The sequence below is a fragment of the Salinicola acroporae genome (assembly GCF_003206615.1).
Lineage (GTDB): Bacteria > Pseudomonadota > Gammaproteobacteria > Pseudomonadales > Halomonadaceae > Salinicola > Salinicola acroporae.
Window position 1 is genome coordinate 595,245 of the sequence record NZ_PZJW01000002.1, and the last position, 13,095, is coordinate 608,339.

14 protein-coding genes and 3 tRNA genes are annotated in these 13,095 nt (G+C 56.9%); 12 read left to right on the top strand and 5 right to left on the bottom strand.

The features are described 5' to 3' along the window. Nucleotides 1-171 precede the first annotated feature (171 nt). Complete coding sequence (locus DOM54_RS03925; protein ID WP_110715048.1) at nt 172-1,638, bottom strand: TIR domain-containing anti-phage reverse transcriptase; 1,467 nt, start codon at nt 1,636-1,638, stop codon at nt 172-174. A gap of 667 nt (nt 1,639-2,305) precedes the next feature. Here DOM54_RS03925 and DOM54_RS03930 point away from each other — a divergent pair. From DOM54_RS03930 to DOM54_RS03985, 12 genes are all read left to right on the top strand, one after another. After that, the gene (locus tag DOM54_RS03930; RefSeq protein WP_110715049.1) at nt 2,306-2,512 is read left to right on the top strand and encodes a DNA-binding protein; all 207 of its coding nucleotides are present in this window, start codon (nt 2,306-2,308) and stop codon (nt 2,510-2,512) included. 931 nt (nt 2,513-3,443) lie between these two features. Beyond that, nucleotides 3,444-3,650 (top strand): hypothetical protein, encoded by a 207-nt coding sequence (locus tag DOM54_RS03935; protein ID WP_110598145.1) that lies wholly within the window; start codon nt 3,444-3,446, stop codon nt 3,648-3,650. Between the two features lie 369 nt (nt 3,651-4,019). Further along, nucleotides 4,020-4,370, top strand: coding sequence for a hypothetical protein (locus DOM54_RS03945; protein WP_240613755.1), 351 nt, complete (start codon nt 4,020-4,022; stop codon nt 4,368-4,370). Nucleotides 4,371-4,424: 54 nt separating this feature from the next. Beyond that, nucleotides 4,425-4,523 carry a tail virion protein G7P-2 gene (locus DOM54_RS20570; protein WP_420852727.1) on the top strand — a complete coding sequence of 33 codons (99 nt, stop codon included), beginning with the start codon at nt 4,425-4,427 and terminating at the stop codon, nt 4,521-4,523. 100 nt (nt 4,524-4,623) lie between these two features. After that, the gene (locus DOM54_RS03950) at nt 4,624-4,893 is read left to right on the top strand and encodes a major coat protein (RefSeq protein ID WP_110715051.1); all 270 of its coding nucleotides are present in this window, start codon (nt 4,624-4,626) and stop codon (nt 4,891-4,893) included. Nucleotides 4,894-4,988: 95 nt separating this feature from the next. Continuing rightward, nucleotides 4,989-6,419, top strand: a complete 1,431-nt coding sequence (locus DOM54_RS20235) for a hypothetical protein (RefSeq protein ID WP_206019000.1) — start codon at nt 4,989-4,991, stop codon at nt 6,417-6,419. Nucleotides 6,420-6,434: 15 nt separating this feature from the next. Next, nucleotides 6,435-6,797: a DUF5455 family protein gene (locus tag DOM54_RS03960; protein ID WP_110715052.1), complete on the top strand. Its 363-nt coding sequence runs from the start codon at nt 6,435-6,437 to the stop codon at nt 6,795-6,797. Beyond that, nucleotides 6,797-7,879, top strand: coding sequence for a zonular occludens toxin domain-containing protein (locus DOM54_RS03965; RefSeq protein WP_110715053.1), 1,083 nt, complete (start codon nt 6,797-6,799; stop codon nt 7,877-7,879). The genes DOM54_RS03960 and DOM54_RS03965 overlap by 1 nt, the downstream gene beginning before the upstream one ends. Continuing rightward, a complete protein-coding gene (locus DOM54_RS03970; RefSeq protein WP_110715054.1) occupies nt 7,860-9,131 on the top strand; it encodes a secretin N-terminal domain-containing protein in 1,272 nt (423 codons plus the stop codon). The genes DOM54_RS03965 and DOM54_RS03970 overlap by 20 nt, the downstream gene beginning before the upstream one ends. Continuing rightward, the gene (locus DOM54_RS03975) at nt 9,128-9,874 is read left to right on the top strand and encodes a TraX family protein (protein ID WP_110715055.1); all 747 of its coding nucleotides are present in this window, start codon (nt 9,128-9,130) and stop codon (nt 9,872-9,874) included. Before DOM54_RS03970 ends, DOM54_RS03975 begins: the two co-directional genes overlap by 4 nt. A gap of 231 nt (nt 9,875-10,105) precedes the next feature. Continuing rightward, nucleotides 10,106-11,401: a hypothetical protein gene (locus tag DOM54_RS03980; RefSeq protein ID WP_110715056.1), complete on the top strand. Its 1,296-nt coding sequence runs from the start codon at nt 10,106-10,108 to the stop codon at nt 11,399-11,401. Beyond that, nucleotides 11,401-12,393 (top strand): phage integrase, encoded by a 993-nt coding sequence (locus tag DOM54_RS03985; RefSeq protein ID WP_110715057.1) that lies wholly within the window; start codon nt 11,401-11,403, stop codon nt 12,391-12,393. Before DOM54_RS03980 ends, DOM54_RS03985 begins: the two co-directional genes overlap by 1 nt. 75 nt (nt 12,394-12,468) lie before the next feature. Here DOM54_RS03985 and DOM54_RS03990 read toward each other — a convergent pair. The 4 genes from DOM54_RS03990 to DOM54_RS04005 all read right to left on the bottom strand — a co-directional run bounded on the left by DOM54_RS03990 (nt 12,469) and on the right by DOM54_RS04005 (nt 13,087). After that, nucleotides 12,469-12,544, bottom strand: a tRNA-Thr gene (locus DOM54_RS03990). Nucleotides 12,545-12,564: 20 nt separating this feature from the next. After that, nucleotides 12,565-12,639, bottom strand: a tRNA-Gln gene (locus DOM54_RS03995). Nucleotides 12,640-12,646: 7 nt separating this feature from the next. After that, nucleotides 12,647-12,722 (bottom strand) — tRNA-Phe (locus DOM54_RS04000). Nucleotides 12,723-12,814: 92 nt separating this feature from the next. Continuing rightward, nucleotides 12,815-13,087 (bottom strand): oxidative damage protection protein, encoded by a 273-nt coding sequence (locus DOM54_RS04005; RefSeq protein WP_110715058.1) that lies wholly within the window; start codon nt 13,085-13,087, stop codon nt 12,815-12,817. Between the last annotated feature and the right edge of the window lie 8 nt (nt 13,088-13,095).

The following is a 13,095-nucleotide window of genomic DNA, read 5'->3' on the forward strand; positions in this document are numbered from 1 at the left end:
AATCTCTAAGCTCTGGTGCCGACACCAGGAGTCGAACCCGGGACCTACTGATTACAAGTTGTTACAGGGCGTTGCCGCTGGCCGTCTTTATTCGCAAAAACAGTCGGTTATAAGAGACAGGATCGGCAAAGCACGTCTCTAAGCGTCAACGCGGTTGACATCTCGTTGACACTACTGAATCTTCATTGCGATCCGTGCAATTTCATCTGCCAGTTCATCTGGATTATCTTCCCATTGCCTGTATAGCTTATCTTGCAGAAGGAAAAGCCTTCCTAGCAGCTCCTGACCATCGCCATCAACAAGCACTAGTAGTTTACTCTCACCTTGAATTTCGCTGGCTAAAACCGCATTAATTTCCTTTTGTGGCCAACTCTTGCCTAAAGAATTCTCCGAAACCACTGCAACAACCAACTTCGCCTTGTACAGTGCGTGGTTAATAGTATCAACTAGAGAATCCCCCCACTCGATAACTTTGTTGTCTATAAAAGTTGAGATCTCCCTTTCTTCAAGCGCTTCATACAGCGGAGATGCTATTTTAGTTTTATCCTCGGAAGCATGACATATAAAAACTTGATACTCGTGGTATTTTTCCATAATACGCCTTAAGAATTTTGGTGGCTCAGGATCCGCACGCCCCATCTTCATAGCCAGCTTTATGTATGTCGGATCCTCATTGCCCTTTGCTTGCGCCAGGTATGACAAACGCCCATAAATATTTCTCTTAAGAATCTGACCTCCTTGGGTCACCTCCTCTCCTTCTTTAATCTTTCCAGTTGATGCTAAAAACTTCCGCTCTGCTTCTTCTGGATTATCGCACCACTGATGAATTGCAGCCCTTAAGCTTTTCTTGAACTCAACCGGCACATTGACTTTACTATTTATAACCAACCCGGTGACTTCTTGCCGCACTACTTTTTTCTGCAATCTTGTTTTGGATTCATTTACTTTAAATCCAGACTTTGTAAAAGCAGCAACAAGTTTTTCGCTCAGAACTGTCTTTTGTTCTACTATTTTTGCAATATCTTGTGGAGGCTGGCCAAAACCCGACAATGTTATATCATCAGCATAGCGCGTATATCTTAAACGATATTGCTTGCTCAATCGTAGCAACTTATTATCTAAGGACGACGCTATTATATTAGATATAACAGGAGATGTAGGGGCGCCTTGAGGTAGAGCATTATTAAAAGTACATATTTTAGCTATAAGAGTAGCCACTTGCTTAGGCATATCAAAAGGGCTCGACATAAAAACCCCTCGCACTCTGCCAAAATTTATCGTGCCAAAAAAATCTTCGATGTCCACATTAAGGATCCATTTCGTCCCCTTGTGGACTTTAGCGTTTTTTATTATCCCCCGTTTACTGACAAAGCCGGTTGCACACTGCTTAAACTCTATATTATCCGTTAACAATTTAAACAAACGATATTGCGCCAACCTTAGCCCTTTTGTAGGCGCCGAAATAGGTCTCTCGCCACCTCTTTTCTTGGGTATTGAAAACTTCTTATATCTTTTATCAACACCAACTTCATATAGAACGTAAAAAAGCTTTCCTTTTTCGATATTCAACACCGACAAAAGGTCGTCTATTGATTTTATATCCCGAAGCGGATTTTCTTCTTTTTCAATTAGTTTCATATGTAAATTAAAAGCGCTTTTCCCCGTAACTTTCTGCCGCGCGCTAATTGGCGATCCGACAATCAGCGTAATCCTGGCGCGATGGCGTAGAGGGGCGTTTGTCCCTCACGTTCTATCTGTGTGCAACGGTAGCATTGCATGATGAAGGGAAAAGCGCCGTTTCAAATTATCAGAATGTACGTTCATTGACTAGCATCCCTCCCATCCCTTTTCCCGCCCAACACTAATTCCCTGTTCCCTGGTACCAGCGATCCCTTACTCGCTTCGCGATCCTGTATCCGTTCCGGTCGGCTTAAGCCGATCTCTTGTCGCCTCTATCTCTGGGCTTATCTGCCCTGCCGCTTCATTCACTTGCCCTGTCATCAGCCATAGAGAGTATTTCGGCCACTGAAGGCAAACAGCCTCGAGCAGTTCCCCCTTAGGGGTACGACCAGATTGCTCCACACCCTCAATGGTTTTCTTAGAAATTCCAGTGACTTGCGAAAACTCCGCGCGCCCTGAAGTCTCCACTTCACGGATAAGGCGAATTCTTTTTGCTAAATCGCTTGCCATATACTCGCCCAAGGGTATACCTTCTAACGGTGTCCTCGCGTACGGGTACACTCTACTCAATCCCGACGTGAATCAGAAAAAGCCTACCACAGACAAACACAGGCGGCTTACGACAATGGAAGCAAGCAAAACGCCCCAGGTCCCGGCCCTCGTGCCACTCATGACCAAAGAGCGCTTCTCCGAACTCTCCGGACTGTCTCTCGACACCATTGAAGGCCACCTTCGCCGTGGCTATCTGCCGTCTCGCAAGATCGGTCGCCGCCTGATGATCAACGTCGCCCTCCTCCAGTGCGAATGCCTCGATGAGGAGGAATGGTCATGAATCGTCGATCTCCTACACAACTTTCAGAGAAAGCGTCGTATTCAGCTCTTAATCAAACCGTAACTTTTCCGATACATTTGGTAACATATGTCTGCGCTGACACACGCGCCAAGATTTCCAGTTCTGGTTGCTTCCCTGCGGCCGCTTCAACCCGGCATGGCAAACGCTCCCCGCTGAACGTTTCCCATGGCCGGGTTTCTTTTGGTCATTATCCATTCGGCGAGGTTGCTTCCCCCCGTGCGGAGGGCGTAGCATCAACCTGTGCATCCGGTCTACCGGGTGGGCCCCTATCCCTTAGTCGTACTGCGGATGAGCTCGCTCGTCGGCTCGCACAGTTACAAATCGACCATGAACAGTGTCATCAAAAAAATGACGTCCTGACTCGATCAGTTGACGCACTCCCAGCCCGCGTCGGTGTATGGCTCAACCAAGCCTTATGCCGTACGCGGGTTTTTCATGCCGGTTGTATCTCTCGCTTACTTTCCATCGACGTTCTCCTACCGATAAGCGCTACCTTCCTTCGTCTTTGGTCTGAAGTCTGGCTAGAGATTGTAAAATATTATTACGATGTCAAAATTGACTTTGCCCCGGCGACGCAGAACGGCGACAATTTCCGCATTAGGCTAAATTCGATTCTCCTAATCGATGTCGCCTCCACCGAGTTCATGGTCGCCTTCCACAGAAAGCGATCTTTTCCGGCCCGTAAGTCAACCATCTTCCCTGGTGGCGCTTACCGGGCCATTTTTTTGTCCCCGCTTTCCGCCCCAACCGCGTTCCCCTTGGTCCGTGGCGCTTCCGCCTGCTCGTCGTTCCCAGCCCGACAGGCTTCCCCGGCGTCACGGGCCTTTTTTCTCCCCAAAGCGATTACGCGTTCACTCCTGAATGCGCATCGCAGCATTCCAGCAGCACCCACCCACACGAGGAACACCCAATGACCACCGCGAAGAAACAACCCGTTCGCGTGTTCCTGGATCAGAGCGACCACTCCCGGTTTCTCGTCCAGGCTGGCACCAACCGCCTGACCCCTTCCGCCCTGGGCGAACGGCTCTTTCAGTACGGCCTTGCCCAACTTGAGCGCGGCGACCGCTCCGTCCTGGAAGGTGACCCTTCTCCGGCCCGCCCGGAACCGGGGCTCTAATCATGTTCCTGCCTGCCCGTCACCCGTCGCCCATCGGTCGCACGGCCTCCCAGGCCGGAACCGTGCCCCCCGTCATACCCTGCGCAGCACGGGTTGACGGGGGGTGCGGGATCGGCCGCCGTGCTTCACGACCGATGGCAGGCGGTGTCGGGTGGGCAGACGCCTGCCCGGAGCCCCGAGTTCTGAGGGAGCGGGCTCGGCGGTGTCTCCAGGGGCGCGATTTCGGTCACGCCGCGCTCCTCTACGCCCAGGCCGAACACTTAACCCGGATGCTCGATCCCGAGTCATCCGACCTAACAGAGCTAGTCGTACTCGCTCGCCACTGCCACACCCTGGCAACCCAGTACCAACGCTAAAAGGAACCAAACCATGTCCATGATTAACACCATCGTCGCTCGCGTCTCCGGTGCCTCTCGCTACGAATTCGACGGCCGCAAGGGCGGCAAGCTCAGCGTCATCAACGAAGTCGACGCCGACAACGACAATCAGGTCGGTATGCAGTGCTCCGACATGTCCGCCGATTTTTCCATCGTCGATCAGATTCGTAACGCTGGGGTCGAGCTGCCGTGCAATCTCGAACTCGACATCGAACTGCGCATGGTCCGCGCGGGCCAGAACAAGCAACAAACCACTTCGATGCACGTCATCGCCGCCCGTCGACCCAAGGGCGCCGGATCGGCACCGTCCAGCAACGCCAAGCCGGAATCCGCCAAGGCGTAACCCTGAACCCCTGATTCATCACCAGACGCATTCACCGACAACGAGGAGGCAGCCATGACCGCAGAACAGTTCGATCAACTCTGCCTCCTCATCTTTTGTATCGGGCTCGTGGCTTGCTTCGGGCTTGGTGCAATCAAGGGTGGCCAACGATGAGTTCCGCAACCCTCATCGGCTACCTGTTAGGAGCCTACGCCCTAGGTTGGGCGTGGGGTAAGTCCACACTCGCGTTCAAACAATTCATGGAAAAAACACTATGAAAACTCAACTGAAAAACGCTGTCGCTCGTACCCGCAACATCGCCAAGTCCGTCTCCGGCAAAGCCGCTCTGGTCGGTGCCGGTTCACTCGCTGGCACTGGTGCCGCCATGGCCTCCGAGGGCAGCCAGCCCTGGTCGGAAGCGTTCTCCACGCTGAGCGTCCAGGCAACCGGTATGGCTGCCGAAGCGTGGCCGGTCGTAGTCGGTGTCGTTGGCTCGCTACTCGCCATCGGCCTGTTCAAGAAGTTCGCCAACAAAGCCACCTGATCCGGTGGTTCAACCGGCCCCGATCTCCGCCCTGGGCGTACACCGGGGCCGGTGACTCAAGGGGCCTTCCGGGGCTCCTTTTTTGTTGGTGACTTATGCGAATCCTTCTTTTGGTTATTTTTGCCTTTGCTTTTTCATCGACTGCCTATGCTGGTGTTACTAAGTCAACAGGAAAAGCTAACTCGGACCTTTCTAACTGCCCCCTTTTGATCGCCGAAGCAACCTCTAAATTCTATCGTGTTAACGTTGTTCCTGATGAACAAGGTCGTGTTTTCTGGATAACCGGCACTAGTTGCGATAAGGGTTATCCTGCAGTCGTTGGCTGGGATGCTGCGTTTACTGATAGTGTTAATCCGGATATCTATTCGCAGTATCAAGTGTACGGCGGCTCATATACAGACGAGCAATGTCAGGCTAAATATGGCGGCTCTCGCGAAATTTCCGGCTTACCTCAAGATCTAGGTGGCCAATCTCGCACGACAGTGAACCTGGGCGCTTGCCGAGTGACGTCTACCGGCGGCGTTATGCCCTGTTATAACAACGATGACGGCACACAAACCTGTCTCTCTAATTGGGTCGCTGAATCGACAGATGAAGAAAACGATCCTGAGTCTTCACCTGGCATTGTCGAAGAACCGTTATTTCAGCAAACCGACGATCCCGCTAGCTGCTCGGGGGGCTATTACAGCAGCGGCGGCAAGTCTTATTGCTACACCGGTACGAGCGAACCGACGGAATATAACGTCGACGAAAACGGGGATGTTATCGATGACTCCAATGACGGCGGCAACTCTGGCGGCAGTGACGGCGGTGATACTGGCGATACTGGCGGCTCTGATGGCGGTTCCTCCGGTGGTGATTCCGGTGGCTCTGGTGGCGGTTCATCCGGCGGTGGTTCTGGCGGTGGCGGCGGCTCTGGTGGTGGCGGCTCATCAGGGGGCGGTAGTGGGGATGGTGGATCGTCCGGTGGTGATAGCGGCGATGGTGACGGCGATTCCGGTGATGGTCTCGATGCCGTTCTGGATGCCATAGCCGGCGTCCGCAGCGCGATCAACAATGGCTTCAACAACCTCGTCGATAAGGTTACTGGCGTTACCAATGCCGTCGATGACGTGAAGGCTTCCGTCGATGAAGGCAATCAGGCCGCCGAAGATCGTTTTTCCGCTATCGCTGATGGCGCCCCTACCCAGGCCGACTACGACGCCAAATATGGCAGCGATGAAGGTAATGCCGCTCTGGTCAACCAAGCGGTTGAAGGGCTCGGCTCGGATCTCTCGAAGTACGTTGACGGTACTGACGACACGCTGACCGGCGTGGTTGACGACATGCAGTCGTGGGGGCAATCCATGATGCCCACCGTCCCCGCGCCTTCCTGCACCCCTCTCGTCTTCGCACCGGGTGAGGTCTACAGCTTCACCATCGACTGCGAAATCTTCGATCTTATCCGCGATGCACTCGCCTGGATCATGTACGCGCTGACGGCTTACGTCGTTATTACAACCATGTTCAACGCTCGACCCCATTAAACGGAGATAATAACGATGCCACTCGCAGCGCTTATCGGTATTGGCAGTCGGATTTGGTTCGCCTTGGTTGAAGCGATTGCCGAAGGGAACATCCTCGCACGCTTCCGCATTTACTACTTCAAGATCGGACTGATTTGGACCGTGATTTTGATCAAGGTCTATATCCTTAAGCTCTGTATCGAATATCTCTGGGACAAGATTTCTCCCCTCTTTGATAGCATCCAGGTCGTCATGCCACCTATGCTATTCGAAGGCATCCAGCGCGTTCTTCCCGATAATTTCGGTGAGTGTCTGACGGTCATTATCGCGGCCAAAGCCATCTCGTTCTTCTTCTCGATTTCGACGAAGTTCGTCTCCTTCGTGACGAGCACGCTCTAATGGCCGTCTACGTCGTCACCGGCAAACTCGGCGCGGGCAAAACCCTGGTCGCGGTGGGCAAGATCAAGGACAAGCTCAACCGCGGCTGCCCGGTGGCCACCAACCTGGATCTCCGGCTGAACAAACTGATCGGGGAGAAGGCTAGGAACACCCGCGTCTATCGCATCCCGGATAAGCCCCAGTTGGCCGACCTGGAAGCGATCGGTAGGGGCAACGAAAGCTACGACGAGGCCAAGAACGGTCTCCTGGTGCTCGACGAGTGCGGTACCTGGTTCAACTCCCGATCCTGGGCGGACAAGTCACGCCAGGCGGTCATCGACTGGTTTCTCCACGCCCGAAAGCTCGGCTGGGACATCATTTTCCTGATCCAGGATCTCTCGATCATGGATAAGCAGGCCCGCGTTGCCCTGGCGGAACACGTCGTCTACTGCCGTCGCCTGGATCGCCTCTCGATTCCGTTCATCGGCTCGCTGTGGTCGATGTTCGCCGGCGGCAAGCTGCCGATGCCCAAGGTCCACCTCGGCATCGTCAAGTACGGCGATTCTCCGCAAAGCCTCGTCGTCGAGCGCTGGACCTATACCGGCCGTTCCCTCTACCCGGCCTATGACACCAAGCAGGCGTTCTCCGACGCCTATCCCCACCAGACCTATTCCATGCTGCCGCCGTGGCTCACCCATGGCGTGTTCCGCGTGCCCCGCGACGCGAGGTTCTTCATGCGCCTGACCCGCATCTACTGGAAACGCTTCAACCGACCGTTGATGGCGGTCGCCGCTTTCGTTCTGGGAATCGTCCTCACCACGTCCGTGCTGGTCATCGATGAAGTCGATGCGCGCAACAGCCGACCGGACCCGGAGGCCACGCCCGACACCCCCGCCCCCACGGTCGACCTCACGGCCTACCAACGGGCGCGGATCACCGGGTATGCCCAGCTGGGCGACCTCACCACCTATCGACTCCTGGACGGCGACAAACAACCTCTCACCAGTGACGATCTCGAGCGCCAAGGGCTCTCCCTCGTCCCGATGGGTGCCTGTCACCTCCGCCTCGAATCTGGAGCCCAACATGCCGACATCGGTTGCTAGACACGCCCTGGCCGCGCTCACCCTCGCGGCCTCGTTCTCTGCCGTCTCCGCTCACGCCATGCCCATCGATATGCAGGGCGCCGACGTGCGGGAGTTCGTCCACTGGTATTCCCAGGAAACCGCCACACCCATCGCCATCGATCCCCGCGTCGACGGCACGCTGACCGTCTACGCCCCGGATGTTCCTGACGATCAGCTCCCCGAGTTCTTCCAGGGCGTGATGCAGTCCCACGGCTATCAGCTCGTCCCCGGCAATCCGCCGACGCTGGTACCCGCTCGGTCTCAACAGACGTTCATGGCCCAGATCGGCACCCCGGAACCGCTCCAACCCACCGTCTCCCGCGTGCTGCCGATTACCCACCTTCGGGCCGACGATCTCGCGCCCCTGGTCGATGCGTTCCTCGCGCAGACCACCACCGGCAGCCTCACCGCCGCCAATGCCCAGATCCTCCACGCCGCCAACGCGCTCCTGGTCAACGGCCCCCAGGATCGGATCGACGCACTGGAGCAGCTACTGCCGCAGATCGATGTCACCCGCGCCCAGGTGCTGATCCGCGCCATCATCTTCGAAACCAGCGATGGCGATACCTTCGATCTCGGTGTCGCGTTCGGTCGGGCCAGGAACGGCAGCAACCCCGCCGGCGGCTTCAACACCTCCAGCCTGGGTAACGCGCTCTCCGTGCCCGGGGCCTCGTTCGGGATCTTCGACGGCGACACCCTCGCGCTCGCGGTGAACGCCATCCGCCGCGATTCCAACGCCCGCGTACTCTCCACGCCGCAGATCCTCACCCTCTCGGGTCAGCGCGGCACCATCAGCGTCGGCCAGAACGTGCCGTTCATCACCGGGCGAATTACCGGAGAAGCGGCCAATATCGAAAACCCGTTCCAGACCATCGAGCGCAAGGACATCGGCATCACCCTCAACGTGTTCCCGGTGGTCACCCCCTCGGGGTTGGTGGTCATGGACGTCAACACCGCCGCCGACAGCTTGACGGACTCGCTATTGGCCTCGGACATCATCACCAACCAGCGCAGCATCGCCACCACGGTCCAGATCCAGTCCGGCCAGTCGGTGCTCCTGGGCGGCCTCGTCTCCGAAGAAAACCGCCGCCAGGAGAACTCCGTCCCGGTGCTCTCCGATATCCCCGTCATCGGCGGTCTGTTCCGCTCCACCTCGACCAGCTCCCAGACCAGCAATCTCTATGTGCTGCTCCAGGCCACCGTGCTACCCACCCAGGAGGTCACGTCATGAACACAATATGTGGTAGCAAAAGTCAGCTGAACCGGCACAACATCTTGTGTTCGGAGTCGTCCCACAATACCTGGGTACCGCTCGCCCAGTGGCTCGCGATCCTGGCCATGACCGTCGAGCACGTCTCCAAATACCTCTGGCCCGATGCCGCGTTCACGCCCTGGGCCATCACCCTCGGCCGCGTCGCCTTCCCGCTGTTCGCCGGCATGGTCGCGTGGCATCTCCTCCACAACACTCGTCGGCCGGCTCGATACGGCCTTCGGCTGCTCTGGGTAGGCTCCCTGGCGCAGTTGCCCTATGCCCTGGTGATCACCCCGGACAAGTTGAACGTCTGCTTCACCCTCGCCCTGGGCATGCTCTCCGTCATCGCCCTGCAGCAGCTCCAGGAACGCACCCTCCAGGCCGCCATTGGTATCGTCCTGGTCATCCTGGCCCTCTCGATCAGCCCCCATGTCGAATACGGCCTGTTTGGGCTGCTCCTGGTGCCAGCGTTCGTGCTGGCCTATCGCTACCCACACCGCACCGTCGCCGCGATCCCGGCATTGCTCCTGGCCGCCATGATCAACGGAACACCGCTACACATGCTGATCAGCACCGCCACGGCCATGACGCTCGTCCTGCTGGCCAACGGCTCGCTACGCTTCGACGTCCCGGTGCCGGCCATACCGCGCCAGCTCCGGCTCTCCTGGTACCCGCTGCATCTCCTGGTCATCGCCATCATCGTTATGGCCATAACCCCGTAAATTTCCTAACCCAATGAAAACGCTATCTATTACGGAATCGACAAGCGGCCGAAATGCAGACTGCCGGGGATCAATGACTAGTGAGCCTGAGCGAATCTGTCGTGGATCAACGGTAGTCAACCAGTCCGCCCAGGCTCGGAAGGTGGCGAGACCCTCCCTGTAACACGTCTCGCAGATTAACTATCGAAACCGTCATAAACCGTCATTGACCGCCATTACGAGGAACAAGCCATGAAACGCTGGGAACGCTACTCCATCGAGTCACTTATCGAAGACCGTGAAGACCCCAGGGGTCGGCTTTTTCTAAGTCCCAAGGGCCAGCAGCAACTCGGCCACATCAAGCTTCTCCACACTGGCGTCGACACCGTGCGTCAGCTTTACGCCGGCAAGCCGTGCATACACCTGTTCGACCGGATCATCGAGACGTACCGCGAGGGACGTGGCGCCACCATCGACCTGTTCGGCACCACCTGGATCGTCGGCGCCGGCAACACCAACAGCGGCTTCCGCTACCGGCTCCAGAACAACGAGCTTGGCGTCATCGTCCTGTTCTACGCCCGGCACACCAAGGCCGAAGACGTCGGCACCCACCTCAAGATCGAGCTGTCACCCCACTTCATCCACGAGCGCAGCACCGCCGATATCCAGACCTACCTGGACAGCATCGCCAAGGAACTGATGGCCTACGTCGAGCCCATGGGCTGTGCCGTTCACCTCGCCCTGGACATCCAAGGCTGGAAGCCCCCGAAAGACTTCATGGACCGCTTCGTCACCCGTTCCAAAAAGGTCACCAAGATCGACGGCATCTACGATTTCAGCTTCAACCACGGCACCATCGCCACCACCTACGGCAACGCCGAAACCTTCATGTTCGGTACCGCCAGTGCGCTCCAGTGCTGCATCTACAACAAGACCAAGGAGGCCCACGCCCGCGACAAGATCCACTTCTGGGAAAGCATCTGGAACACCGCCTCCAGCGACGACCCCACCGTCTCCGACTACGACCCCGACCGTGACGTGTGGCGTATCGAGATGCGGTTCCATCAATCCGTGCTGCGGGAGTTCGCCCAAGGCGTCCCCTGCAATGTCGACACCGGCGAATGCCTGGACATGGAACACGGCTTCAAGCGCTTCATCGACACTGTGCCCCACCTCACCGGCCTCTGGCGCACCGCCATGGTCAAGTACCGGCTCGACCACTCCCGCAACCTTATCGACAGCGCGTGGCAGCTCCTGCAGGAAGACGCCCGGTTCTACGATCACGAACCCCACTTCCTCTACAAACGGGCCCGCAAGGCCCCTGGGCTCGGCAACGAAAAGAACGTCGCCCTGGTCGTGGGTAACTTGATCTCGCTCTACGCACGCCAGGGCTTCACCACCCAACAAGCCATGAACGGCCTCACCCGCTGCGGTGCCTGGGACGACATCGCCAACTACTACCGGCGACGAGGGATAGACGCAGATCAGCTACGGCTACTCATCTCGCAACGGCTCGTCGAGCGGCGACTACTGGGGAAAGCGGCTTAGTGGCGATCAAGAAAACCGCGAAGGGATGGCAGGTCGACATACAACCTGGAGGCCGTGGGCAGCGCCGCGTTCGAAAGTCGTTCCCTACGAAAGCCGAGGCCCAGCGCTTCGAAAACAAGGTCCGGGCTCAGCATGCCGATGGCACGCCCTACCTGAAACCTCAGCGCGACGACCGGACTCTCTCCGATCTCGTCGACCTCTGGTACGCGCATCATGGGATGTCGCTGAAAAGCGGGAAGGAACGCGTTAGGTCGCTCAAGAACGTCGCCCAGGCACTGGGCAATCCCAAGGTTCGACACTTCACGTCCCAGACCTGGGCAGAGTACCGAACGGAGCGTATCAAGGAAGTCTCCCCGATCAGCGTCAATCACGAACACACCTATCTCAAGGCTGTCTTTTCCGAACTCGGACGCCTCGGGCTCTGGGATCAGGAAAACCCGTTGGCACGCATCCGCCTGCTCCGCGTTACGGAAAAAGAAATGGCGTTTCTTTCCGAACCCGACATCCGTGCGCTGCTGACCCGACTTAAGAGCCTCGCCAATCGAGATTGTTACTACATCACCTGCATCTGTCTCTCGACGGGCGCACGCTGGTCCGAAGCCGAAACGCTACGCGCCGAAAACCTCCGAGCCGACCGCGTCACGTTCGTCGACACCAAAGCCGGCAAGAATCGAACCGTTCCCATCGACCAGCAACTGGTCGGGCAGATACGGCAGCGCAAACGCGTGGGGCGACTGTTCGGTAACGCATACAAGGTATTCGGGCAGGCCATTGAAGACAGCCAGATCCAGCTACCACCGGGGCAACTGACCCACGTTCTGCGGCACACATTCGCCAGCCATTTCATGATGAACGGCGGCAACATACTGGTTCTTCAAAGGATCTTGGGGCATCAGTCATTGGCAATGACCATGCGCTACGCGCACTTTGCACCCGACCACCTGGAGGAGGCGGTAAAATTCAACCCGCTGGCGCGGTTGACACTTGGTTGACACATACAAAAAAACCGCCTTTAAGGGCGGTCTCTTGAAAGGCTTAAAAAGCCTTTTAAATCAATCTCTAAGCTCTGGTGCCGACACCAGGAGTCGAACCCGGGACCTACTGATTACAAGTCAGTTGCTCTACCAACTGAGCTATGTCGGCGAGCATAGAGACGTCAGCGATGGCTGGGGTAGCAGGATTCGAACCTGCGCATGCCGATACCAAAAACCGGTGCCTTACCACTTGGCGATACCCCAGCATTGATGGTGGCCAGAGACGGAATCGAACCGCCGACACGGGGATTTTCAATCCCCTGCTCTACCAACTGAGCTATCTGGCCCTCGCCAACGGGGACGCATTTAACCAGCATGCCGTTTGGGGGTCAAGCCTTTTTATTTCAAAAAGATGAGTTCCCTTCACGCTGCCGGAAAATCACTGGTCAGGCGGCACGTAGCCCTCGGCGTGATCCGTTTCCTGATTGTCGAAGAACCGATTCATCTGCGTCGTCAAATACTCCCGCGCCTGCGGGTCCAGCATATTGAGATGCTTCTCGTTGATCAGCCGCGTCTGCAGCGCCTGCCACTCCTCCCAGGCGCGCCTGGAGACCGTCTGCTGAATCTCCTGGCCCTTGGCACCGGGCAGCGGCGGAAATGCCAGAGCTTCTAGCTCCTGCTGGTACTTGCGGCAGAATACCGTCTGCGCCATGTCAGTCT